The 23,404-nt window shown below is 72.5% G+C and carries 24 protein-coding genes; 11 read left to right on the plus strand and 13 right to left on the minus strand.

What is annotated here, in order from left to right:
• The 3 genes from C8N24_RS20370 to C8N24_RS20380 form a co-directional block, all read right to left on the minus strand.
• Entirely contained in the window at positions 1–2,019 is a 2,019-nt protein-coding gene (locus tag C8N24_RS20370) for a hydantoinase/oxoprolinase family protein (RefSeq protein WP_121253569.1), read from the minus strand.
• 30 nt (positions 2,020–2,049) lie between these two features.
• On the minus strand, positions 2,050–2,373 hold the full coding sequence (locus C8N24_RS20375) for a cupin domain-containing protein (protein WP_121253571.1): 324 nt from the start codon (positions 2,371–2,373) through the stop codon (positions 2,050–2,052).
• A gap of 306 nt (positions 2,374–2,679) precedes the next feature.
• Positions 2,680–3,438, minus strand: a complete 759-nt coding sequence (locus C8N24_RS20380; RefSeq protein ID WP_170179263.1) for a L,D-transpeptidase — start codon at positions 3,436–3,438, stop codon at positions 2,680–2,682.
• A gap of 170 nt (positions 3,439–3,608) precedes the next feature.
• On the opposite strand from C8N24_RS20380, the gene C8N24_RS35390 reads away from it, so the two are divergent.
• Positions 3,609–4,823: a methyl-accepting chemotaxis protein gene (locus C8N24_RS35390; protein WP_121253575.1), complete on the plus strand. Its 1,215-nt coding sequence runs from the start codon at positions 3,609–3,611 to the stop codon at positions 4,821–4,823.
• 48 nt (positions 4,824–4,871) lie between these two features.
• Positions 4,872–5,864, plus strand: coding sequence for a YihY/virulence factor BrkB family protein (locus C8N24_RS20390; RefSeq protein WP_170179264.1), 993 nt, complete (start codon positions 4,872–4,874; stop codon positions 5,862–5,864).
• A 9-nt stretch (positions 5,865–5,873) separates the two neighbouring features.
• Here the strand turns inward: C8N24_RS20390 and C8N24_RS20395 are convergent, their stop codons facing one another.
• Positions 5,874–6,755: an SDR family oxidoreductase gene (locus tag C8N24_RS20395; protein WP_121253579.1), complete on the minus strand. Its 882-nt coding sequence runs from the start codon at positions 6,753–6,755 to the stop codon at positions 5,874–5,876.
• An 84-nt stretch (positions 6,756–6,839) separates the two neighbouring features.
• Here C8N24_RS20395 and C8N24_RS20400 point away from each other — a divergent pair, with 84 nt between their 5' ends.
• Together C8N24_RS20400 and C8N24_RS20405 are read left to right on the plus strand one after the other, a co-directional pair.
• Complete coding sequence (locus tag C8N24_RS20400) at positions 6,840–7,418, plus strand: TetR/AcrR family transcriptional regulator (RefSeq protein ID WP_121253581.1); 579 nt, start codon at positions 6,840–6,842, stop codon at positions 7,416–7,418.
• 68 nt (positions 7,419–7,486) lie between these two features.
• Entirely contained in the window at positions 7,487–8,569 is a 1,083-nt protein-coding gene (locus tag C8N24_RS20405) for a peptidyl-prolyl cis-trans isomerase (RefSeq protein ID WP_170179265.1), read from the plus strand.
• A 7-nt stretch (positions 8,570–8,576) separates the two neighbouring features.
• Here the strand turns inward: C8N24_RS20405 and C8N24_RS20410 are convergent, their stop codons facing one another.
• Together C8N24_RS20410 and C8N24_RS20415 are read right to left on the minus strand one after the other, a co-directional pair.
• A complete protein-coding gene (locus C8N24_RS20410; protein ID WP_121253584.1) occupies positions 8,577–9,605 on the minus strand; it encodes a hypothetical protein in 1,029 nt (342 codons plus the stop codon).
• 56 nt (positions 9,606–9,661) lie between these two features.
• The gene (locus C8N24_RS20415; RefSeq protein WP_121253586.1) at positions 9,662–11,179 is read right to left on the minus strand and encodes an MFS transporter; all 1,518 of its coding nucleotides are present in this window, start codon (positions 11,177–11,179) and stop codon (positions 9,662–9,664) included.
• An 84-nt stretch (positions 11,180–11,263) separates the two neighbouring features.
• Between C8N24_RS20415 and C8N24_RS20420 the strand changes: the two genes are divergently transcribed.
• The gene (locus C8N24_RS20420; protein WP_121253588.1) at positions 11,264–12,265 is read left to right on the plus strand and encodes a sugar phosphate isomerase/epimerase family protein; all 1,002 of its coding nucleotides are present in this window, start codon (positions 11,264–11,266) and stop codon (positions 12,263–12,265) included.
• A 64-nt stretch (positions 12,266–12,329) separates the two neighbouring features.
• Entirely contained in the window at positions 12,330–13,130 is an 801-nt protein-coding gene (locus C8N24_RS20425) for a TIGR03619 family F420-dependent LLM class oxidoreductase (RefSeq protein ID WP_211340069.1), read from the plus strand.
• On the opposite strand, the gene C8N24_RS20430 is transcribed toward C8N24_RS20425, so the two are convergent.
• Positions 13,127–14,128 carry an LLM class flavin-dependent oxidoreductase gene (locus tag C8N24_RS20430; RefSeq protein WP_121253592.1) on the minus strand — a complete coding sequence of 334 codons (1,002 nt, stop codon included), beginning with the start codon at positions 14,126–14,128 and terminating at the stop codon, positions 13,127–13,129. The two genes, C8N24_RS20425 and C8N24_RS20430, sit on opposite strands and share 4 nt — an antisense overlap.
• A gap of 41 nt (positions 14,129–14,169) precedes the next feature.
• Positions 14,170–15,588, minus strand: coding sequence for an AMP-binding protein (locus C8N24_RS20435; protein WP_121253594.1), 1,419 nt, complete (start codon positions 15,586–15,588; stop codon positions 14,170–14,172).
• 49 nt (positions 15,589–15,637) lie between these two features.
• On the opposite strand from C8N24_RS20435, the gene C8N24_RS20440 reads away from it, so the two are divergent.
• Both C8N24_RS20440 and C8N24_RS20445 read left to right on the plus strand, forming a co-directional pair.
• Positions 15,638–16,420 carry an SDR family NAD(P)-dependent oxidoreductase gene (locus C8N24_RS20440; RefSeq protein WP_121253596.1) on the plus strand — a complete coding sequence of 261 codons (783 nt, stop codon included), beginning with the start codon at positions 15,638–15,640 and terminating at the stop codon, positions 16,418–16,420.
• Entirely contained in the window at positions 16,420–17,904 is a 1,485-nt protein-coding gene (locus tag C8N24_RS20445) for an acyl-CoA synthetase (protein WP_121253598.1), read from the plus strand. Before C8N24_RS20440 ends, C8N24_RS20445 begins: the two co-directional genes overlap by 1 nt.
• Position 17,905: 1 nt before the next feature.
• Here the strand turns inward: C8N24_RS20445 and C8N24_RS20450 are convergent, their stop codons facing one another.
• Entirely contained in the window at positions 17,906–18,724 is an 819-nt protein-coding gene (locus C8N24_RS20450; RefSeq protein WP_121253600.1) for an SDR family NAD(P)-dependent oxidoreductase, read from the minus strand.
• A gap of 105 nt (positions 18,725–18,829) precedes the next feature.
• Between C8N24_RS20450 and C8N24_RS20455 the strand changes: the two genes are divergently transcribed.
• Positions 18,830–19,402, plus strand: coding sequence for a dihydrofolate reductase family protein (locus C8N24_RS20455; protein ID WP_211340070.1), 573 nt, complete (start codon positions 18,830–18,832; stop codon positions 19,400–19,402).
• Here the strand turns inward: C8N24_RS20455 and C8N24_RS20460 are convergent.
• The gene (locus C8N24_RS20460) at positions 19,392–20,108 is read right to left on the minus strand and encodes a helix-turn-helix domain-containing protein (RefSeq protein WP_121253602.1); all 717 of its coding nucleotides are present in this window, start codon (positions 20,106–20,108) and stop codon (positions 19,392–19,394) included. The genes C8N24_RS20455 and C8N24_RS20460 overlap by 11 nt on opposite strands.
• Positions 20,109–20,178: 70 nt before the next feature.
• Between C8N24_RS20460 and C8N24_RS20465 the strand changes: the two genes are divergently transcribed.
• Both C8N24_RS20465 and C8N24_RS20470 read left to right on the plus strand, forming a co-directional pair.
• The gene (locus tag C8N24_RS20465) at positions 20,179–20,679 is read left to right on the plus strand and encodes a TlpA family protein disulfide reductase (protein WP_170179266.1); all 501 of its coding nucleotides are present in this window, start codon (positions 20,179–20,181) and stop codon (positions 20,677–20,679) included.
• On the plus strand, positions 20,676–21,098 hold the full coding sequence (locus C8N24_RS20470; RefSeq protein ID WP_121253607.1) for a COG4315 family predicted lipoprotein: 423 nt from the start codon (positions 20,676–20,678) through the stop codon (positions 21,096–21,098). The genes C8N24_RS20465 and C8N24_RS20470 overlap by 4 nt, the downstream gene beginning before the upstream one ends.
• 1 nt (position 21,099) lies before the next feature.
• Here the strand turns inward: C8N24_RS20470 and C8N24_RS20475 are convergent, their stop codons facing one another.
• The 3 genes from C8N24_RS20475 to C8N24_RS20485 all read right to left on the minus strand — a co-directional run bounded on the left by C8N24_RS20475 (position 21,100) and on the right by C8N24_RS20485 (position 23,347).
• Complete coding sequence (locus C8N24_RS20475) at positions 21,100–21,855, minus strand: sigma-70 family RNA polymerase sigma factor (RefSeq protein WP_121253609.1); 756 nt, start codon at positions 21,853–21,855, stop codon at positions 21,100–21,102.
• 113 nt (positions 21,856–21,968) lie between these two features.
• A complete protein-coding gene (locus C8N24_RS35395) occupies positions 21,969–22,199 on the minus strand; it encodes a SpoIIE family protein phosphatase (protein ID WP_170179267.1) in 231 nt (76 codons plus the stop codon).
• Entirely contained in the window at positions 22,196–23,347 is a 1,152-nt protein-coding gene (locus tag C8N24_RS20485; protein ID WP_121253611.1) for a PP2C family protein-serine/threonine phosphatase, read from the minus strand. The genes C8N24_RS35395 and C8N24_RS20485 overlap by 4 nt, the downstream gene beginning before the upstream one ends.
• Positions 23,348–23,404 lie beyond the last annotated feature (57 nt).

Below are 23,404 nucleotides of genomic sequence, written 5' to 3' on the forward strand. Positions count from 1 at the left end.
TCACTGCACCTCCATGACGATGTTCAGGTACTCATCGACCTCGGCTTTGACGCCGGGCGGGACGAGCGTCGTCGTGTCGAGCTGGTCGATCACCGCGGGGCCTTCGAAGGCCACGCCGGCGGGGAGCTCGCTGCGCTCGTAGACGGGCGTGTCGTGCGCTTCGCCGTCGAACCAGACGGCGCGCGTCTCGATCGGGTCGGGCAGCTCGCCACCGCGCTCGTGCTTGGGCAGCTCGACCTCCTGCGTCTTGCCGGTCGCGACGAGCTGCAGGCGGTAGAGCTCCACCGGCGCGTCGTCGCGGCGGTAGGAGAACTCGCGCTCGTGCTCGGAGTGGAAGCGTTCGACGGCCTGGTCGAGGTCGCCGTCGAAGGCCACCTGCAGCGACCGCCACTGGCCGAGGTAGCGCATCGCGATGGAGCGCTCGAGCGTGATGTCGTCCTCGGCGACCCCCTCGGACGCGAGCAGCTTGCGGCCCTGCTCCTCGAGGCGGCCGAACGCCGCGTCGAGCTCTTCGCCGTCCGCCTCGGACGCCGGCCGCAGGAACATCTCGCTCAGGTCGTGGCGGATGTCCACCATCAGGCACCCGAGCGCCGACCACGTGCCGGGACGGGGCGGCACGAGCACGGTCGGCACGCCGAGCTCCTTCGCGAGCGCCGCGCCGTGCAGCGGTCCGGCTCCGCCGAAGACGACGAGCGCGAACTCGCGCGGGTCGTAGCCGCGCTGGAGCGAGATGATCCGCACGGCGTCGGCCATGTTCGCGTTGGCGACGGCGATGATCGCCTCCGCGGCGGCGTGCGTGTCCAGGTTCAACGGCTCGCCGACCGTGTCGACGGCGGCGGCCGCGGCGTCGGCGTCGAGCGACATCCCGCCGCCGACGAGCTTCGCGCCCAGCCGGCCGAGGACGAGGTTCGCGTCGGTGTTGGTGGGCTCCTCGCCGCCCTTGCCGTACGCCGCGGGGCCGGGGTCGGAGCCGGCGGATTGCGGGCCGTTGCGGAGCGAGCCGGCCGCGTCGATGGTCGCCAGCGAGCCGCCGCCGGCGCCGATCGTCAGCACCTCGATCGACGGGAAGCAGATCGGGTGCCCGTACTCGACGAACCACTCGTTCGTCGTGCGCAGCGCGCCGTCGTAGACGAGGCTGATGTCCGTGCTGGTGCCGCCCATGTCGACGCCGATCACGTTCTTGAAGCCGCACCGCTGCGCCGTGTAGCGCGCGGCCACCGCGCCCGCCGCGATGCCCGACGCGGCGAGCCGTACGGCGAGCTCCTGGACCGCCTCAGGGGTCATCACGCCGCCGCCGGAGTGCAGGATCAGCAGGTCCCCGTCGTAGCCGTCGTCCTTCAGGCGCCGGTCGAGCTCGTTCACGTAGCCGGTGACCAGGGGGGACAGCACGGCGTTCGCGACCGTGGTCGAGAAGCGCTCGTGCTCGAACAGCTCGGGCAGCACGCCGGACGAGGTGGAGATCGTCGCGTCCGGCAGCGCCTCCTCGAGGATCTCGGCCATCCGCTGCTCGTGGTCGCCGTTCGCGTACGCGTTGACGAAGCACACCGCGACCGCCTCGACCTCGCGCCGGGCGAGGATGCGGGCGACGTCGCGCGCCTCCTCCTCGTCGAGCTCGGTGATGACGGCGCCGGTCTGGTCGACGCGCTCGGTCACCTCGAGCCGGTCCCGCCGGCGGATGTACGGCTCGGCGTTGTCCTTGTACGCGTCCCACAGGTCGTCGCGCGTGCCGCGGCCGATCTCGACCACGTCGCGGAACCCCTTCGTGCACACCATCGCCGCCTTCGGCAGCCGGCGCGTGATCAGCGCGTTCGTGGCGACCGTCGTGCCGTGGCAGAACAGCGCGGTGCGGCTGAGGTCGATCCCGGCCTGCTCGACGCCCGCCATCACGCCGTCGATCGGGTCTTTGGTGGACGCGACCTTCGCCACCTGCAGCTCCCCGCTGCCTTGGTCGAGGACGCACACGTCGGTGAAGGTGCCGCCGACGTCGACGGCGACCACACGAGTCGCTTCGGAGCCCATGAAGTGCTCCGTGCCCCGATCCCGCGGTGCTTACGCCAACGCGTCGATGATGAACAGCCGAGCGGGCTGGTCGCCGTCGTTGCGCCCCCGGTGTCGCGGATGGCTGGGGAGCGCGAACGCCTCGCCGGGCGCGAGCGCCATGTCGTCCCGCCCGTCCTCGAACGCGTACGTGAGCGCACCGCTGATCACGAAGCCGCTGTGCGGCGTCTCGCACCAGTCGGCCCGGCCATGTCCGGGCGCGTACTCGACGAGCGCCCAGCGCGTGCCGCCCACGTCCGCCTCGCGGTCGCCGACGCCCTCGTCGTGGATCGCCGGCTCAAGGCCCGAGAAGTCGATCTTGCGTGGCTCGATCATGCGGTGAAGCGTCCCACGCAGGAGGGAGGGGGAGCCTGCTCCACAAAGAAAGGGCTCGGCCAGTGAGGAGGAGAGGGTGTTGACCGAGACGCTGTGGAGCAGGCTCACGGGCTCTATCGGCGCGTCGTCGCGCGGCCTTTAGCGTTTTTCGTCGGACCTGCTCGCACGAGCCGGTCGCTCGGCTCCTCGCGGAACGCCTGCCCGTATCCGTCGCGCATGGGTGCATCATGCCGGTGACGTGGGTTGGGGCGCGCGGCTGGTCGGCGAGCAGCCCGCGGCACGGGACGACGACGACATCGACGCCGCTCACGCGCGGATCTCGACCGGGGTACCGGGCCCGACCTCGCGGATCAGCCGGCGCAGCGCGGCGTGGGGGACGCGCACGCATCCGGCGCTGCCGACGCCGGACCGCGCCGCGGGCGGGACCCCGTGGATCGCCAGCCGGGAGGTGCGCGCGGGCGTTCCGTACGCCGAGAGCGGGAGGACCCATGCGCCGTAGGTGCCGCCGAAGCGCTCGCCGGGCAGGCGGTCCGTGACCTGGAAGGTGCCCAGGGGCGTCGGCGTCGACGGCGCGCCGACGACGACCCGCGTGCTCCAGCGGGAACGCCCGCCGCGCACGATCAGGCGCTGCTCGGAGCGGTCGATCACCACGCGGCGCTTCGCGTTCGGCGCGGGCCGGGTGTGGCGGCTGTGGATCCAGCCGACGCCGCCCGGGGCGTCGAGCGCCGCGACCTTCAGCCACGGCCCGCGGCGCGCCCGCACCCACAAGCGGGTGCGGCTTCCGTAGGGCGTGCGCGCGTGGAGCCGGGTGACGGGCCGCGCGTCGGGCGACGGGCGCACGGCCGCGGTGCGGCGGTTGAGCTGCACGGTCTCCGTGCCCGCGGCGCTCGACCGGACGGCGGCGCGCCCCGCGACAGCACGCTGGGGCTCCGCGGTCGCGGTGCGCTGCGGCTCCGTGCGGGCGGGGGTCGACGACTGCCCGCAGCCGAGCAGCGAAGCGCCGGCACCGGCGACCGCGGCGACCGCGGCGAGCCGTCGGCTCCGACCCTGGAGCGGCGAGCGCATGAGCAGATGATGCACGAACGGCGGGCGCGCCTGCGGACCACGTGGTCCGCGCGCCAACTGGCGCACCGGGCTCAGGTGGACGGCGCGTTGGCCGACACCTCTCGTAAGACGCATATCTCCTTGCGCGGCCGTTGCCCGTGCTCCCGTTCCTACCGAGGCACTCGACTTTCATGGCCATCGCACTGCTCGGCGCCAAAGGGCGCGAACACACCGGCTCGCTCGCCGACGATCCGGTGATGCTCGAGCTCACCCACCGGCTGACGAGCCTTCACGACCACTGCCTCACCAACCTGGTCGCGGAGTTGGACGCGATGCGCGCGGGCGACCTGACCGTCGAGGTCACGCCGGTGACGACGCCGATCGTCGCCGCGAGCGATCAGCCCGCCGTGCAGGCGCTCGTGGACCTCTTCAACTCGATGCTCGGCAAGGCGCAGGCCGCCTTGGAGGGCTACAACGACGTGCGCGAGACGCAGCGCCGCGCTCTGGGTGACCACTCGGTCCTCGGAGGGCTCGAGACGCGGCTGGTGAGCCTGTCCGACAACTGCCTCGTCGGCCTCGGCGAGGGCCTGGCCGCCGTGGCGGAGGGTGACCTCACTGTCGATGCGAACCCGGTCACGACGCCGCTGGAGGCCCGCCCGGGCGAGTCGATCGGTGAGCTGGGCGAGGTCTTCAACCAGATGCTGGCCCGAGCGCAGGGCGGCATCTCCGCGTACAACGCGATGCGCGTGCGGCTCAACGACAAGGTCGGCGGGATGATCGACGACATCGGGTCGCTGGCCACGCGGGTCGCGTCGAGCTCACAGCAGCTGTCGGCCAGTGCGCAGGAGACCGGCGTCGCGATCGGTGAGATCGCGACCGCCGTCGGCTCGGTGGCCGAAGGCGCCGAGCGGCAGGTCCGCCTCGTCACCTCGACGCGGGACGCGGCGCACGTCGCGGTCGAGCGCGCCACCGCGGCGCAGGCGGTCGCCGCCCGCGGCGTCTCGCTGACCAGCGAGATCGCCTCGATCGCCGACCAGACCAACCTGCTGGCGCTCAACGCCGCCATCGAGGCCGCGCGTGCCGGCGAGCAGGGCCGCGGGTTCGCGGTCGTCGCCGACGAGGTGCGCAAGCTCGCCGAGTCCTCCTCGAAGACCGTGGAAGAGACCCGCGCCGCCTTCGACGCGCTCGCCGCCAGCATCGAAGACGTCAGCGACTGCATCACGCGGGTGGCCGAGTCGACCGAGGAGGTCGCCCAGGTGGCGACGAACTCGAGCGCGGTCACCGAGGAGGTGTCCGCCGCGGCCCAGCAATCGACGGCGTCGACCGACCAGGTCGCGACGACCAGCGGCGAGCTGGCGGGCTACGCCTCCGAGCTGGAGGAGCTGGTCAGCGTCTTCAGCGTCTGAGCGGCGTCGATGATCCGGATGCGCGCGCACGCGCGTATCCGGGCAGCCATGGCGGGGCGGCTGACGGACAGGCTCGACCGGGTTCAGCGCCGCCGGCACTGGGCCGGGTTCCCGATCGCGGTGATCTACAAGTTCGCCGACGACCAGGGGTCCTACCTGGCGGCGCTGATCGCGTACTACGGGTTCTTGTCGCTGTTCCCGTTGCTGCTGTTGCTGGTCACGATCCTCGGGTTCGTCCTCGACGGCGATCCGCAGCTCCAGGAGCAGCTGCTCGACTCGGCGCTGGCCCAGTTCCCGGTCATCGGGAGCCAGCTCCGCGACAACGTCCAGTCGCTCTCGGGGAGCGGCGTGGGCCTCGCGATCGGCATCGTGCTGACGCTCTACGGCTGCCTCGGGGTGGCCGGCGCCGCGCAGAACGCGTTCAACCGTGCGTGGGCGGTGCCCCGCAACCGGCGCCCGAACCCGATCAAGGCCCGGCTCCGCAGCCTGCTGCTCCTGCCGATCCTCAGCCTCGGCATCATCGTGACGACCGGTCTGGCCGGGCTCACGACGAGCGCGAGTGCCTACGGCGCCGATCTCGGCGCCGCGGCGCGGATCCTGGGCGTGCTGCTGGCCGTCGTCGCCAACGTCGGGCTCTTCCTGGTCATCTTCCGCGTGCTCACGGCGAGTGAGATCCCCACGCGGGACCTGCGCGTGGGCGCGGTGGTGGCCGGCGTCGGCTGGCAGGTCGTGCAGGTGCTCGGCGCGTACTTCGTCACCAGCATGCTGCGCGGGCGCAACGAGGCGTACGGCGTCTTCGGACTGGTGCTCGGCCTGATCGCGTGGATCTACCTGCTGGCCCTGGTCCTGGTCCTCGCCGCGGAGGTCAACGTCGTCGCCCAGCGCCGGCTGTGGCCGCGCGCGCTGTTGACGCCGTTCACCGACGACGTCCAGCTGACCGCGGCCGACCAGCGCGCGTACACCGGGTACGCCACCAGCGAGGGCCACAAGGGCTTCGAGGTCATCGACGTCGACTTCGGCCCGCGGGACCCGGACCCGTGACCGCATGGCTCAGGGGCGGATGCGCTCCAGGTCGTCCAGCAGCGAGGGGTGGCGCGGTTCCCAGCCGAGGACCGTCCGGGTGTGATCGCTGGATGCGGGCTGGTCGGTCGCGAAGATCGGCCCGAGCGGGCCGAAGGCCTCGTCGGGCACTGGCTGGACCGGCAGATCGAGGCGCCGTCCGATGACCGTGGCGATGTCTCGCACCTGATCGCCTTCGTCCGCGACCGCGTGCCAGGCGGTACCCGCCGGCGCGTGCTCGAGCGCGAGCCGGAAGAGCACGGCGGCGTCCCGCGCGTGCACGGCGGGCCAGCGCTGCGTGCCGTCGCCCGGGTAGCCGGAGATCCCCGTGCTCCGGGCGATGTCGGTGAGCAGCCCGGCGAACCCGCCCCGGCCCTCGTCGTGCACCGTGCGCGGGAGCCGGATGGCCGACGTGCGGACACCGCTGGACGCGAGCGCGAGGATCGCGTTGACCGTGCGGCCGCGGCCGCCGACCGGGCCGTCGGTGGGGAGGGAGTCGGACTCGACCGAAGGACGGCCGGGGATCCACGGGGTGCCGGACACCGTCACGAGCGGGCGGTCGCTGCCGACGAGCGCGTCTCCGAGCGTGGTGACCGCGGCGGTCTCCTCCGCCACCGACCGGGCGACGGCCCCGGCGGTGCTGAAGTCGTTGGCGAAGGCGAGGTGGATGACGCCGTCGGCCTCCTCGGCTGCGGCGCGGAGGACGTCGAGATCCTGCAGCGCCCCGCGCAGCGGGGTCGCGCCGGCGGTGGTGACGGCGTGCGCCGACGCGTCGGAGCGAGCCAGGACCGTGGCGGTGTGGCCGGCGGCGAGCAGCTCGGTGACGACGGCCGATCCGACGAGGCCGGTGCCGCCGGTGATGAACACGTGCATGCGCTTCTCCCGATGAGTGATGGGACTCTTGTCCCGTCACTGTAGCGGGGTGATGGGACAAAGGTCCCATCGTAGGATTGGGGCATGGCCCGCTGGGAACCCGGAGCACGCGAGCGGCTCGTCGTGGCAGCGGTCGACCTGTTCATCGAGCAGGGGTACGACCAGACGACGGTCGCCCAGATCGCCGAGCGCGCCGGTGTCACCAAGAGCACGTTCTTCCGGCATTTCCCCGACAAGCGGGAGCTGCTCGTCGCCGGTCAGGAGACGCTCAGCCGCCTGCTCAGCGAAGGCATCGCCGAGGCCCCCGAGGGCGCGACGCCGCTGGAGGCGGTCGCCGCCGGGCTTCGGCGCGCGTCGAGCGAGATGACCGAGTTCAACCGTCAGCTCGGCCCACGGCTCAAGGCGGCGGTCGCGGCGAGTGCCGAGCTCCAGGAACGCGACGCGCTCAAGAGCGTCGGGCTCGGCGTCGCCATGGCCGAGGCGCTCGTGGCGCGTGGCGTCCCCGACCCCACCGCGCTCGTCGCCGCCGAGCTCGGGATGCTCGCCTTCAAGCGCGGCTACGCGCTGTGGAGCGAGTCCGACCGCGACGACGGCACGGATCTCGCGACGTACACCAGCCGCGTCCTCGACGAGCTCCGCGCGGCCAGCGCGCAACTCGGCTGACGCGGTCGGTCACACTGTTGCGGAAGCCCTGACCGCTACCCGCCTGGTTGCCCATGCTCAAATCTGCATTGACCGTCCTCGCTGTCGCCGGCGCCGGCCTGCTCGGCGACGGCGCACCCACGGACCCCGTGGCGACGGTCAACGGGAAGGTGATCGAGCGGCAGGCCTTCGACCACTGGATGACGATCGCCGCCACGTCGACGGGGAACGCGGGGGCCACGGTTCCCGACCGGGCGGACGACTACCGCCGCTGCATCGCCACCAAGCGCAAGGCGCTGTCGCCGGCGCAGCGCCGGCGGATCTCGGACCCGACCCTGAGGGCGCGGTGCCGGCGTGACTATGCGCAGCTGCGCAACCAGGTCATGCAGCTGCTGATCAGCTTCGAGTGGATCGACGGGGAGGCGACGCTGCGCGGCTTGATCGTGACCGACGCCGAGGTCACCCGGTCGTTCGAGAAGCAGAAGCGCCAGAGCTTCCCCAAGGACTCGGACTTCCAGACGTTCCTGAAGACGTCCGGCCAGACGGTCGCCGACATCAAAGGGCGCGTCCGGCTCGACCTGCTGTCGAACAAGATCCGCGAGCAGGTGACCGCGACCCGCGTCCCGGTCACCGATCAAGTGGTCGAGCAGTACTACGACCAGCACCGGTCGCGCTTCGTCGAGCCCGAGGAGCGCTCGTTGCGGATCGTGGTCACCAAGCGCAGGGCCGCCGCGGAGCGTGCACGGGCGGAGCTCGAGCGCGGCGTGTCCTGGGAGTCCGTCGCGCGCCGGTACTCGACCGACTTCGCGAGCAAGGACAACGGCGGCAAGCTGGCACCGCTCGCGGAGGGCGCAGCCGACCCGGTGTTCGACCAGGCCATCTTCCGTGCCCGCAGGGGCCGGCTGGTCGGTCCGGTCCGCCTGGGCTCCGAGTACTACGTCTTCACGGTCACCAAGGTCAAGCGGGAGCGCCAACGGCCACTGGCCGAGGTCAAGAAGACGATCCGCCAGCTGATCCAGTCGGAGGCCGAGCAGGCGGCGCTCGACGCCTTCGTCCAGGACTTCTCCACGCGCTGGCGGGCGCTGACCGAGTGCGCCGCGGGGTACCGGACGTCGGACTGCCGCAACGGTCCCGCGCCCGCGCCCGTGGTCTGGGACGACACCCGCCGCTGACGAGCGCTCACCCGCGCGTCGCGGACTCGCCGCGCCACTCGACGTGCGGCTTGCCGTCGCGGAACGACGCGCGCGGCTCCGTCGGGCGGTCGGTGATGCGCTCGCCCGGGGCGGCGTAGAGGCCGTCGCTCTGCGTCCAGACGGCCAGCGTGCGCCCGTCGGAGCGGATGGCGACGTCGCCCGGTGTGCCGTCGCGGGTGAGCTGGCGCGGTCGGCCGAACCGGCCGTCGCGCCCGGCCTCGGCGAGGCGGACGGTGGTGCGGTCGTCGAGGTCGCCGCTCGCGGTCGTGGCCCACATGAGGACGGCGCGGCCGTTGGGCGCCACCGCCAGCCGGATCTCCGACGGGGTGGACTCGGCGATGTTCAGGTGCTTGGCCCGGTCGACCAGGCGGGCTTTGGAGAAGCGCGCGCCGCGACCGCTGACGGCGTAGATGCGGCGGCGCTCGTTGCGCTCCTCGCCGGCGTCGATCGTCGTCCAGGCGATGACGAAGCGGCCGCCGGAGGAGCTGTCGGCGGCGAGCTCGGTGACCTCGGAAGCGGGGCCGAGGCGGAACGGCGTGCCGAGCGTGCCGGAACGCGACACCCGCACGGCCATCACGGCCTTCGGCACCGAGTAGGCGACGAGGGCCGAGCCATCGGGCGCGAACGCGACCGCGAGGCCCGGCCCGGCGTAGGCCTGCCGGACGGTGTCGACCGTCTGGCCCTCGACGCGGACGCGGTAGTCGTCGTCGTGGTCCTCGGTCCACACGGCCAAGGTCCTGCCGTCGCGGCCACAGGCCAGCGCGCGCTCGTCCGCCGGGCCGTCGGCACCGAGGTCCTCGCGCTGGAGGATGTGCCCGCGCGCGTCGACGGTCACGCGGTGCGGGCGGCTCGCCCAGAGCTTGACGAAGGTGCCGTCGCCGAGGGCGAGGACACGGCTCGGCCAGCCGGCGCGGGTGCTGGAGGCCGGGCAGGGCAGCGGGGCTCTCGCCGGCGCCTCGCGCACGGTCCAGCCCGGTGCGAGGCTCAACAGGGCCGAGAGGACCAGCTCGAGCATGACGTCAGCGTCGCTCGGGCGACGGGGCCCGCACAGCCCCACAGGTGGAGGCCGGGCTACACCTCGGCGCGCGCGGGCTGCGCGGCGTGCGCGTGCTCGACGAAGTCGCGCGGGCGGATCAGCACGAAGCACAGCGCGGCGCCGGCGAACGCCACGATCCCGCCGATCAGGAGGATCTCGTTGAGGCCGTCGAGGAACGCGGCGCGGCCCGGCTCCAGCGCCTTCTCGCCGAGCTGCTTGTAGGCGCCGAAGACGATGAAGTCCGAGAAGGAGCCCTGCGCCTCGCTCGGGGGACGACCGCCGACGGCCTCCCCGAACGCCTGCGCGCGACCGTCGATCACGCCCGCGACGACCGCGCCGTACAGCGCGGTCCCGGTGGCGATGCCGACCTGCCGGGCGGTCGAGTTGATGCCGGACGCCATCCCGGACCGCTGCGGCTCGACCACGCCCACGGCGGTCGTCGCCAGCGGCGCGTTGACCATGCCGATCCCGATGCCGCCGAGGATCATCCCGGGCAGCAGCGCGGTCCAGTCATCATCCACCGACAGCCCGCCGAACAGGATCAGCGCGAAGCCGACGCACGCGAGCCCGGCCCCGATGAACCAGCGCACGCCGACGCGCTCCGCGAGCTTGCCCGAGATCGGCGCCACGAGGAACGACAGCAGCGAGATCGGCAGGAACCGCAGGCCGGCCTCGAGCGCCGAGTAGCCGAGCTGGTTCTGCATGTAGAGCGTCAGGTACAGGAACGAGGCGAACATCGCCGCGCTGAGCACGAACGCCGCCACGAGCCCACCGACGAACGTCGGCACGCGGAACAGCGACAGGTCGAACGTCGGGTAGGCGACGGACCGCTGCACCAGCACGAAGGCCACCAGCAGCACGCCCGCGCCGATCAGCAGCGTGAGGATGAGCGGGGAGGTGAAGCCCTCGTCGTTGCCGCGGATCAGCCCGAACACCAACGCCGCGAGCGCCGCCGAGAACAGCACGAGCCCGAGCCAGTCGATCGGCCCGGCGTGCTCGTTGCGCGTCTCGCCGACGTACCGCAGCGTGAGGAAGATCACGAGCGCGCCGATCGGCAGGTTCACGAAGAAGATCGCCTCCCAGCCGATCAGCTGGGTCAGCACGCCGCCGGCCAGCGGCCCGACCGCGACGGCGGCGCCGGTGGTCGCGCCCCAGACGCCGAACGCGGTGCCCCGGTCCTTCCCGCGGTAGGTGCTCGCCAGCAGCGCGAGCGAGCACGCGAACATGAGGCCCGCGCCGACGCCCTGCACGCCACGCGCCAGGTTGAGCATCAGCGGCGAGCCGGCCAGCCCGCACAGCAGCGAGGCGCCCGTGAAGATGCCGACGCCGATGACGTAGATGCGCCGCCTGCCGAGCCGGTCGGCCAGCGATCCGCCGGCCAGGAGCGCCGCGGCGAGCGTCAGCGCGTACGCGTCGATCACCCACTGCAGGTCGTCGAACGCCGAGTGCAGATCCGCCTCGATGGCGGGCAGCGCGACGTTCACGATCGTGACGTCGACCAGCAACATGAACGTGCCGAGGCACACCGCAACCAACGTCCACCAGCGACCCATGCGCGCACGCTACCCCTCGACGGACCGTCAATAGCGCGAGACCGGAACGTTTTCTCATGAGAGGGACCGGGCACCGGTTACTCCATGAAGCAGTCATTCATCCGCGGTCTCGTCGCCGCCACGCTCGCCCTCGGGATGAGCGCCGGCGTCGCCGACACCGCCATGGCGGGAGGCAAGAAGGGCCATGGCGGCCGCGGCGTCCCCACGCAGCAGGTGTCCGTCCAGCTCTGGACCTTCGCCGAGTACATCGGCTTCGGCACCGACGCCGCCACCATCGCGCGCACCGAAGAGGTGTTCTCCAAGCTGCGCTCGTTCGGCTACAAGAACGTCGAGCCGTTCACGCTCAGCGGCCTGACCGCCGAGCAGTACCGCGATCTCCTGCGCAAGTACGGCCTCAAGTCGCCTTCGCGCCACGTCGACGTGGGTGATCCCACGGCGCCGGCGAACATCGACCAGATCATCGCCGACAACAAGGTCCTCGGGATCAAGTTCTTCTCGTCCGGCGCCACGCCGAACGACAAGCTCAACACCGAGGCGGACTGGGTCAACTACGCCAAGTACCTGGACGCGGTCGGCGCCAAGGCGCGCCAGGCCGGCCAGCAGCTGATGATCCACAACCACAACTGGGAGTTCGAGAAGGTCTACAACGGCCGCACGGCCTACGACCTGCTGATGGCGAACACGTCGAAGAAGAACGTCGCCTTCCAGCTCGACCTCTACTGGGCCGTCCAGGGCGGCCAGGACCCGATCGCGCTGCTGAAGAAGTACGGCAAGCGGATCCAGCTCTTCCACGTCAAGGACCGCCGTCCGAGCGACGGCCGGATCGAGATCGTGGGCCGCGGCAGCATCGACTTCCCGAAGATCTTCGCGGCCGCCAAGGGCCAGATCCGGTACTACGTCGTCGAGCACGACCCGCGCTTCGGCGACGCGACCTTCAACCCGTTCGAGGCGGCGCAGGTCGGCTTCGACTACCTCAAGAAGGTCAAGTTCTCGGGCAAGGCCAAGGGCCACGACAAGCCGCACGGCCACGGCCACGGCCACGACAAGCCCGGCAAGGGCCGCGGCAAGGGGCACGACCGCCACTAGCTGAGACGCCTGTCACCGTGGCGTGATGCACGGTGACCTTCCTCGCCTCGGGTTCGGCCTACCAGTGGCCGGACCCTGGGCGACGCCGGAGGCGATGCGCCACGTCGCGCGTCGCGCCGAAGCCCTCGGGTACGCCTCGCTGTGGACGTTCCAGCGCGTGCTGCACCCGGTCGGCGGGCCGCACCCGCCGGTGCTCGACCCGGTCCTCGCGCTCGCGCATGTCGCGGGCCACACCGACCGCATCCGCCTCGGCACCGCGACCCTGTGCGCGCCGTTCACCGCGCCCGCGCTGCTCGCGAAGGCGCTCACCTCGCTCGACGTGCTGTCCGGCGGCCGCCTCACGGTCGGCCTCGGGCTCGGCTGGATGCCCGAGGAGTACGCCGCCGCCGGCGTGCCGTACGAGCGCCGCGGCGCGCGCATGGGCGAGTACCTGCGCTGCCTGACGACGCTCTGGACGCAGGACCCGGCGGCGTTCGCGGGCGCCTTCTACACCGTGCCGCGCGCGCACCAGCAGCCGCGGCCCGTGCAGCGTCCCCACCCGCCGCTGCTGCTGGGGGCCACGGCCCCACCGGCGCTGCGCCGCGCCGGGCGGCTCGCGAACGGCTGGATCGCGAGCAGCCGGCACGATCCGACCGACCTCGCCCCGTCGATCGCCCACGTGCGGGAGGGCGCGCGCGAGGCGGGACGCGACCCGGACGCGCTGCAGATCGTCGTCCGGCTGATCGAGGAGCCGTCGCGCGACACCCTCGCGCGGCTCGGCGCGCAGGGCGTCACGGACGTCTTCATCGACCTCAACCTCGCTGCGACGCCGCCGACGCTCGAGCGCGCCGAGCGCGTGCTCGAGGCCCACGCGCCCCGCGACTAGGCCGGCGCGGCCGCCGCCTCGTCGACCCTCGGCATGATGTCCTCCTTCAGCCGCTTGAGGTCGTCCAGCGTCTTGGCCACCGGCACGTCCGCGAACGGCGGCCACAAGAGCGGCATCGTCAGCCCCGCCTCCTTGTAGCGCTTGAGCTGGTCGGTGATCTGCCGCTCGGAGCCGACGAGGATGTTGGTGCCCTTGCCCGCGGGCGTCTGGTCCATGTCGGCGTCGGTGATGACGAACCAGATCATGCTCGAGAGCTCGATGTCGTCGATCGACTTGCCGAGCTCCTCGAGCTCGCGCCCGATCGCGGTGCGCCACTGGCCGAGCGCGTCCGGCGTGTCCTGGATGCCGATCCAGCCGGACAGGCCGTACTTGGCGACCCGGCGGGCGGAGCGCTTGGGGTCCTTGAGGCCGCTGAACCAGATCGGCGGGTACGGCTTCTGCAGCGGCTTGGCGCCGAAGCCGCAGCGGTCGAAGTCCGCGAACTCGCCGTGGTACTCGAACACGTCGTTCGTCCAGATCCCCTGCATGATCTCGATCGTCTCGCGCACGTGCTGGTGGCGCTTGGGGAAGATGTGCGTGGCGCTCGACGCCGCGAACTCCTCGGGCATCCAGCCGGCCCCGATGCCGACGTTGAGCCGGCCGTTGCAGAGGTGGTCGACCGTCGCGAGCTCCGCGGCCAGCACACCGGGCGCGCGGTAGGGCGTGTCGGTGATGCTCATCCCGATCCGCACCTTCTCCGTCTTGGCCGCGAGCCACGGGATCAGCGGCCAGCCCTGGTACCACTCGCCGCGCGAGGACACCGGCAGCTGCTTCGGGAACTCCTCCATCATCCCGAACGAGTACTGGAGCTCGCCACGGTCGGAGGCCTCCGGGACCACGATCCGGTCGAGCGTCCAGACGGAGTCGAAGTCGAGGTCTTCGGCGAGCTGCGTGAGGTCCTCGAGCTCCTGCACCGTGACCTTGTCACGGAAGTTCGGCAGGTACAGCGCCAGCTTCATGTCGGTCTCCTCCTCGAGTGGCGTCGAGAACGTAACAGGAGTCACAACCGCTCGCGCAACTCGCGCTTGACCACCTTGCCGTAGTGGTTCGTCGGGAGGCTGTCGACGAAGCGGTAGTCCTTCGGGCGCTTGTAGCGCGCGATCCGGTCCAGGCAGGTGCGGTCGAGCTCCTCCGCCGGGGGTGGCGCGCCCGCGGGCACGACGAACGCGACCACGGTCTCGCCCCACTCGGCATCGGGCTTGCCGACCACCGCGACGGCCTGCACGCCGGCGTGGTGCAGCAGCGCCTCCTCGACCTCGCGCGGGTAGATGTTCATGCCGCCGCTGATGATCAGGTCCTTGGAGCGGTCGTGCAGGCTGAGGTAGCCGTGCTCGTCGAAGCGGCCGACGTCACCGGTGTGCAGCCAGCCGTCGCGCAGCGTCTCCGCCGTGGCGTCCGGGTCGTTCCAGTAGCCGGCCATCACGACGTCACCGCGGACGAGGATCTCGCCGTCGTCGCCGAGCCGGACCTCGACGTCGGTGCGCGGGACGCCGACGCTCTGCAGCCGCCGTGGGTCGCCCTCGGCGTGGTCGGCCTTCGAGAGCGCGGTGATCGTCATCGGCGACTCGCCCTGCCCGTAGATCTGGGCCAGCCGGGGACCGAGGCGGTCCAGCGCGACCTGCAGGTCGGCCAGGTACATCGGCGCGCCGCCGTAGATGATCGTCTTGAAGCCGGCGTCCACCATCGCGGGGTCGTCGGCGAGCCGCTTGACCATCGTCGGCGCGGCGAACAGCGACAGGCCGGGCCAGCGGGCCGCGAGCGCGGGCACGTCGTCGCCGATCACGCTCACCGCCCCGCGGGCCACGTGCGGCAGGCCGTAGAGCCCCGAGCCGTGCGAGAGCGGCGCGAGGTGCAGGATGCTGTCCCGCGCCGAGACCGCGTCGATGTCCGCGTAGTAGCTGAGCGTCATCAGCAGCAGGTTGCGGTTCGTGAGCGTCGCGCCCTTCGGCCGGCCGGTCGTGCCGCTGGTGTAGAAGAGCCACGCGGGGTCGTCGGGAGCGCGGTCGACGAGCGGCATCGGCGCCGCCGCGCACACGCGCTCCCACTGCGGACCGGGCGCCGACACGGTGGTCGCGTCGACGTCGTCGGCGTGCTCGGGATCGGTCACGACCACGGTCGCGGCGCTGTGCTCGAGGATGTAGGCGATCTCGTCGCGGTGCAGCCGCGCGTTGACGGGCACCGCCACCAGCCCGGCGTGCCAGACGGCGAACATCGCCTCCAGGTACTCCGGGCGGTTGCGCATGACGATCGCCACGCGGTCGCCGGGGGAGAGGCCGAAGCCGGCGCGCAGCCCCGCGGCCGCGGCGGCGGTGCGCGCGGCGAACGTGGCCCAGTCCGCGTGGACGCGCTCGCCGTCGGCCAGCGCGGGGGCTTCGGGCCGGACGGCGCCGTGGCGCTGCACCCAGACCGCGGGGTTCATCGCGCCAGCGTATAGGGTCCTCAGCGTCCAGCCGAAAGAGGAGAGACGGATGGCTTCAGACGTGCTTGCGGGGCGCCACGCGCTCGTCACCGGCGGTGCCCAGGGCCTGGGTGCCGGGATGGCCCAGGCGCTGGCCGCGGCCGGTGCGCAGGTGATGATCGGCGACCTGCTCGACGCGGGCGACGTGGCCGAGCAGATCGGCGCCGAGGCGCTGCGTCTGGACGTGACCGACGAGGGCTCGTGGGAGGCCGCGATCACCGCGACCGTCGACCGCCTCGGCGGCCTCGACATCCTCGTCAACAACGCCGGCATCGAGCTCTCGGGGCTGATGGTCGACATCGAGGCCGAGGACGTCCGCCGGATGCTCGAGGTCAACGTGCTTGGCACGGCGCTCGGGATCAAGCACGGGCTGCGCGCGATGCGCCCCGGCGGCAGCGCCGGAGCGGGCGGCGCGATCGTCAACATCGCGTCGGTCGCCGCGACGATCGCGTTCCCCGGCATCGGCGGCTACTCGGCGACCAAGTCGGCGGTCGACCGGCTCACGCGCGTCGCCGCGTTCGAGGCGGGCAAGCTCGGGTTCGGCGTGCGCGTGAACTGCGTCTATCCGGGGCTCGTGCCGACCGAGATGGGGCAGAAGCTCGCGGTCGACATGGCGGAGCTCGGCCTGTTCGAGAGCCCGGAGGCCGCAGTCGGCGCGGTGGTCGAGCAGACACCCGCCGGGCGGCTCGGCGAGGTGGCGGACATGGCCGACGCGGTCGTGTTCCTCGCGTCCGACCAGGCGCGGTTCATCACCGGCATCGGCCTGCCCGTCGATGGAGGGATGGGCATGTGATGGGCTCGCTCTGCGACTACCTCGACAAGGGCGCGTCGCTCGGCCGGGACGCGCCCTGCCTGGTGGAGGGCGGGCGGACGCTGACCTACGGCGACGTCGTCGACCTCAGCCACCGGGTCGCGGGCGGGCTCGCGCGGGACGGGGTGGCGCCGGGCGCGAAGGTCGGGGTGCTCAGCGCGAACAGCGCGGTCGCGTTCGCGTGCGTGTTCGGGATCGCCCGGCGCGGTGCCGTCTGGTGCCCGATCAACCCGCGCAACGAGGCGGCCGAGAACCAGGCGCTGCTCGAGCTCTTCGACTGCGAGGCGCTGCTGTTCCACCCCGCCTACGCCGAGATGGTCGAGGCGTTCGACGTGCGCGTGAAGGTGCGCCTGGACGAGCTCGACGGGTGGCTCGGCGACCCGGGCGGCGCGGCGGGGCTCGTGGACGACCTGGCGATGCTCGTCGGCACGGGCGGCACCACGGGGCTGCCGAAGGGTGTGATGCTCACCAGCCGCAACCTCGAGACGATGACCGCGCTGACGCTGATGGGGTACCCGTTCGAAGGGCGCCCGTCGTACCTGGCGCTGGCGCCGCTCACGCACGCCGCAGGCGTCCTCTGCTTCCCGGTGATGACGCGGGGCGGGCGGATCGTCGTGATGCCCAAGCCCGACGTCGGCGCGTTCATCGCGCTGATCGAGCGCGAGCGGATCACGCACACGTTCCTCCCGCCGACGCTGATCTACATGCTGCTCGGCCACGAGGCGCTCGACGCCACCGACCTCAGCTCGCTGCAGTGCTTCTGGTACGGCGCGGCCCCGATGTCGACCAGCCGGCTGGAGGAGGCGCTGACGCGGATCGGGCCGGTGATGGCGCAGCTGTTCGGGCAGACCGAGGCGCCGATGATGGTCTCGATGCTGCCGCCCGCCGAGCACTTCGAGGCCGACGGGAGCGTGGCGGTCGGGCGGCTCGCCTCCGCGGGGCGGCCGGCGCCGCTCGTGACGGTGGCGATCATGGACCCCGAGTCGGGCGCGGTGCTGGCGGCCGGAGAGCGCGGCGAGATCGTCGTGCGCAGCTCGCTGGTGATGGCCGGCTACTACAAGAACCCCGAGGCGACCGCGGCCGCCTCCCAGCACGGCTGGCACCACACCGGTGACATCGGCTACCTGGACGAGGACGGCTACCTGTTCATCGTCGACCGCCTGAAGGACATGATCATCACGGGTGGCTTCAACGTCTACTCGGCGGAGGTCGAGCAGGCGCTGATGGCGCATCCCGCCGTGCGCGACTGCGCCGTGGTCGGGCTGCCCGACGACAAGTGGGGCGAGCGCGTGACGGCCGTGATCGAGCCGGGCGCGGACGTCTCGCCGGACGAGCTGGTCACGTTCGTGAAGGCGCGGATCGGGTCCGTGAAGGCGCCGAAGCAGATCGAGCTGTGGCCGGAGCTGCCGCGCTCGAAGGTCGGCAAGGTGCTCAAGGCCGACATCCGCGCGCAGCTCCTCGAGTAGCTCAGGGCGCGGCGAGCATCCGCTCGCTGCGCTCCCACAGCTTCCGCGCGAGCGTGCCGTCGTCCTGGAGCTTGAGCGCGAGCGGCGTCCGGTTGCCGTAGAACCCGCCCGGCTCCCAGTCCTCGCCCGGCGTGCCGTCGACGAGCCACCCGAGCCGCTCCGCGCTCGTCGTGGCACTGATCGTGAACAGGTACTTCAGCGGCGAGTGGTACAGCAGCCGCAGCCCGAGCCCGGTCTCCTTCGCGAAGTTCGACCGCACCACGCCCGGGTGGAACGCGACGGCGGCGATGCCGTCCGCGCGGTGACGGCGGTCCAGCTCACGCGTGAACAGCACGTTCGCCAGCTTCCCGTCGCCGTAGGCCCGCATCGGCGCGTAGCCGCGCTCGTGGTTGAGGTCGTCGATGTCGAAGCTCCCGCCGAAGTGGTTGGCGGCGGCGCTGGCGGTCTGGATGACCTTGGCCCGTGCCGCGATCAACCGCGGCAAGAGCAGGGTCGTCAGCAGGAACGGCGCGAGGTGGTTCACCTGGAACGTCTGCTCGAACCCGTCCTCGGTGACCGCGCGCCGGCCCATGACGCCGCCCGCGTTGTTGACGAGCACGTCGATGCGCTCGTAGGCCTCGAGCTCGCCCGCCAGCCGCCGGACGTCCTCGAGCCGCGCGAAGTCGGCGAGGTGGAACGGCGCGCCGAGCTCCGCCCCGACCGCCTCCGTCTTGCTGCGCGAGCGGCCGACGAGCACCACCTCGTGGCCGTCGGCGCGCAACCGCCGCGCGCCCGCGGCACCGATCCCGTCGCTGGCGCCGGTGATGACGATCGTCGACACACGTCAAGCCTGCCAGCCGCGTGCGCCCGGTGTCGCAATCGTCCAAGACGAGGGTTCGACCGAGCGCGTACGGTCCCCGGGAAACCCGACTTGGAGGAATGCTTGATGCGTGAGCTCGTGTACACCGGCTTCATGTCGCTCGACGGCGTGGTCGACTCGCCCGGCGCGACGAGCGAGGGGCACCGGGGCGGCGGCTGGGTGATGGACACCGAGTTCGTGCCGGAGGCGTTCTCGCTCAAGGGCGAGGAGCTGGCGGAGACGACCGCGCTGCTGTTCGGCCGTCGCAGCTACGAGGCGTTCGCCGCGGTCTGGCCGGACTCCGAGGACCACAGCGCGTACAAGGAGCTGCCGAAGTACGTCGCGTCGAGCACCCTCGGCGAGGACGCCCTCGTCGACGGATGGGGGCCGACGACCATCCTGCGGTCCAGCGCCGACGTCGCCGCGCTCAAAGCGGAGGACGGCGGCGCGATCTTCATCCACGGCAGCGCCGAGCTGGCGCGCAACCTGGCGGACGCCGACCTCATCGACCGCTACAACCTGCTCGTGTTCCCGGTGCTGCTGGGCGCCGGCAAGAGCCTCTTCAGCCGCGCCGACCGCGACCGGCTGCGGCTGCACCTCCGGGAGTCCGCGACCTACGGCAACGGCGTGGCGAAGCTCGTCTACGACGTCAAGCGCTGAGGGCGGAGACGAACTCGGGGTCGAGCGCGAGCGCACCGCCGACGCCCTCGCGCAGCTGGACCGCGGTGCGGCCGACGTACCGTCGCAGGGCACGCGCGAGGTGCGGCTCGTCGTAGTAGCCGAGCCGCTCCACGACGTCGCCGACGTCGTCACCGGCCATCAGGTGCAGCGCGGCGGCGCGCGCTCGCTCGATCTGCCGCACGGCGCCGCGGCTGAGGCCCGTGGCCGCGCGGAAGCGGCGCTGGAGCGTGCGCTCGGACACCCCCGGGCGCTCGCCGCGCATGACGTCGGTGACGACGCGGTCGCGGACCACCGCTCCGTGCCGGACCAGGCGGTCGACGAGCAGCTCGGCGTCGTCGGCGGCCGGCGTCTCCCACCGGCGACCGTCGAGCCGGAACGACCGCCGCGTCACGTCCGGGAGGACGATCCCGCTGTCCACCAGGGTGGGAGCGACGACCGTCCGCAGCGCCGTGCCGACCGCGAACTGCACGCCGACGAAGCGCGCGTCCTGCGGCACCGGAGCGGTGCCCGTGGCGCACTCCGGCCCGGTCACCGCGGCGAACGCCGCATCGTCCTGCTCCCAGAACACGAGGCCCCAGGTCTCGGTGGCCACCGACGTCATCTCCGCCACCCGCTCGCTCCGGCACGTCCACACGGAGGCGATCCAGGGCGAGTCCGACGTACGGGTCTCGAAGCGCAAGCCCACCGGGCGATCCTAGAGGCGCGTTCAGAGAACCGTAATGGCGGCGCGCGCGAACGCCGCTAGGTTCACGGCTGTGAAGCGCCTCGTCGCCGCCCTGCTGTTCGTCGCGCTGATCGCGCTCGCGCTCGTGCTCACCACCGGAGGCGAGGATGAGCGCCGCGCGGCGGCCGTGCCCGCGCTGACCGTGACCCGCATGGACGGCGCGGGCGACTACGAGCTGACGCAGCTCGCCTCGGCGCAGACGCCGACGCTGCTGTGGTTCTGGGCGCCCTGGTGCACCGTCTGCAACGGCGAGGCGCCGAAGATCCAGCAGCTCACCGAGCAGGCCGGGGACCGGCTCCAGGTCGTCGCCATCGGCGGCCGGGACGAGCTGGCCAACGCGCCGGCGTTCGTCGAGCGCCACGGCCTGACCGGACCGACGTTGCTGTTCGACGAGTCGATGCAGACGTGGGAGCACTACCGCATCCCCGGCCAGCCGGGCGCGATCCTGCTCGACCGCGACGGCCGTGAACGCGGCCGCTGGCTCGGCGCGTTCGACCCCACCCTCGCCCTCGAAGCCGCGGAGAACCTATGAGACGCTCGCTCCTCCTGCTGGTGCCGGTCATCGCGCTGCTCCTCGGGGCGGCGCCGGCGTCGGCCGCGGGCACGCGCATCACCGTCGCGAGCTCGGAGTTCGGCCCGATGCTCTGGGGTCCGAAGCGGCAGGCGATCTACGTCTTCCAGCGCGACCGGTTCAAGGAGTCGCGCTGCACTGGCGCGTGCGCCGAGGCCTGGCCACCGGTCTACACCACCGGCAAGCCCGTCGCGGGCAAGGGCGCACGCTCCTCGCTGCTCGGCACGATCCGCCGCGGCAACCGGCGGCAGGTGACCTATCGCGGCCGGCCGCTGTACTACTACGCGCACGAGCAGGCGGGCGAGGTGCGCTGCCACGACGTGAACCTCCACGGCGGCCTGTGGTGGGTCATCGGCGCCGACGGCAAGCGCCGCCCCTGACTCAGCCCCGCGCCGCGGCCTGCAGCTGCGTGATCGCGGCCCGGATCACGCGTGAGACGTGCATCTGCGAGAGGCCGACGCGCTCGCCGATCTCGGTCTGCGTGAGGTCCTCGTGGAAGCGCAGGCGGAGGATGAGCTCGTCGCGCTCGCACAGGGAGCGGAGGAGGCCGTCCAGCAGCGCGGCCTGCTCGGCGGTCTCGTAGGCGGGTTCGTCGACGGCGAACAGCGCGCCGATCGACTCGGAGCCGTCGTCTCCGGTCGTCGGCTGGTCGAGCGAGACGGCGCGCCGGGCGGTGACGGCCTGACGGGCCTCGAGGACGGCCTCCACCGTGTGGTTCGTGCGGTCGGCCAGCTCGCTCGCCGTCGGTGCGCGGCCGAGCTCGGCCGTCAGGTCGGCCGTCGCGCGGTCGAGGTGGAGGTAGGTCTCCTGCAGGTCGCGCGGGACGCGGACCGACCAGGCGTGGTCGCGCAGATAGCGCTTGACCTCGCCGGCGATCGTCGGGACGGCGAGCGACGAGAAGGCCAGCCCGCGACCGGGGTCGAAGCGGTCGACGGCTTTCACAAGGCCCATCGCCGCCACCTGCTCGAGGTCGTCGAGCTCGGCGGCCGGGAGGTAGCGACGCGCGATCTGGCGGGCGAGCGGCATGAAGCGCTCGACGATCGCGTCGCGTGCGGCGGGTGTGCGCTCACGTGCGAGCCGCGCGAACAGCGCGTGCTCCTCGGCACGTCGGCTGCGGGGATGCGTGGGGTGCGTCAAGTGGGGCTCACAACGGCGGGGGACGACTCCCGCCCTGCTTACCCCGGTCGTGGAACATCGGCAAACGACATGGGACAGTTATCGGGACGAGCTGTCCCGGACGTGGGACAACGTCACTCCACGGCGAGGCAGACGACGGTCGCGTCGTCGCGCAGCCCGTCGCCCGTGGCGGCGAGCACGGCACGGTGCACCTGGCGCACCGTGTCGGCCGCGGAGCCGCGCTCGGAGCGCAGCGCCGCCGCCGCGACGCCCGCTTGCCCGAGGCCCGCCTGGCCCTCGCCCGAGTCGAACACCCCGTCCGAGCACAGCACGAGCCGGTCGCCGGGAGCGAGCGTCGTCGTCAACTCGGAAGGACGCGGGCTCGCGCGGCCGCCGAGCCCGCGGCGGACCGCGATGTCGAGCGTCTCGACCTCGCGGCTGGCGGGATCACCATCGGCGGGAGGTGCCCGCAGTTGACGACCTCCAGCAGGAACGTGGCGGGGTCCCAGCGCGCGACGAGCGCGGTCATCTCCGCCGCGGGGCCGGGCATCTCGCGCAGCGTGCGGTGCATGAGCATCAGCGCGTCCTGCGCCGTCCCGCCGCTGCGGCGGCTCGCCCGCAGCGCCCCGAGCGCGACCGCGCTGCTGGCCGCGGCGCGCGTGCTCGGCCCGAGCCCGTCGGCGAGCGTGATCCACACGCCGTCCAGGTTCTCGACGATGTCGAACCAGTCGCCGGCCACCTCGTAGCTCGGCAGCACGTTCCCGGCCACCTCGCCGCCGGAGATGCGCGAGATGCGCGGCGGCAGCAGGCTCTGCTGGATCTCCGCCGCGGCTCGCGGCTGCTTGCGCCGCTGCCCGCGCGCGAACGTGTCCGTGTAGCGGTCGGCGAGCGTGATCGCGGCGGCCGCCTGGCGCGCGATCTCCGCGAGCGGCCGGCGCGGCCGGCCGAGCGTGAGCATCACACCCGTCGCCCGCCCGCGCAGCCACAGCGGTACCACCTCGATCCCCGGGCGATCCGCCAGCGCCGCGCGCAGCTGCGACAGTCCGTCGGAGTCGAGCTCCGGGCCGACCGCGAGCGGCGCCTCGATCCGCTCGGGCAGCCGCTCCGGCCCGGCCACCCGCAGCAGGTGCGAGCCGTCGATGTCGAGCACGTACAGCGCGAGCGGCACGTCGGCGATCCGCTGCGCCTCCGCCACCAGCTGCTCGGGCAGCACCGGCGGGGCGACGACGTCGAACACGTGGATGCCCTCCAGCGGCACCGGGCGCTCGCGACCCAGGTGCCCGGGCGGCAGCGGATGCTCGGACGGCTCGTCCGCCTCGCGCGGACGGTGCGCCTGCGCGGCGCGCAGCAGGCTCTCGCGGTCCGGGAAGTGCCGGTACAGCGTCGAGCGCGAGACTCCGGCGGCGGCCGCCACGTCGGCGACGGGCGCGGTCGGCGACTGCTCGAGCAGCCGACGGCTCGCCTCGATGATCCGCACGCGGGTGCGTTCCGCGTCGGCGCGGTTGGAGGGCATGCGGGGCACTGCGGAAGCAGTGTCGCAAGCCGAGCTCGAGCGAACGCGCAGTTCGGC

Origin of the sequence: Solirubrobacter pauli (genome assembly GCF_003633755.1) — a bacterium.
GTDB classification, from domain to species: domain Bacteria; phylum Actinomycetota; class Thermoleophilia; order Solirubrobacterales; family Solirubrobacteraceae; genus Solirubrobacter; species Solirubrobacter pauli.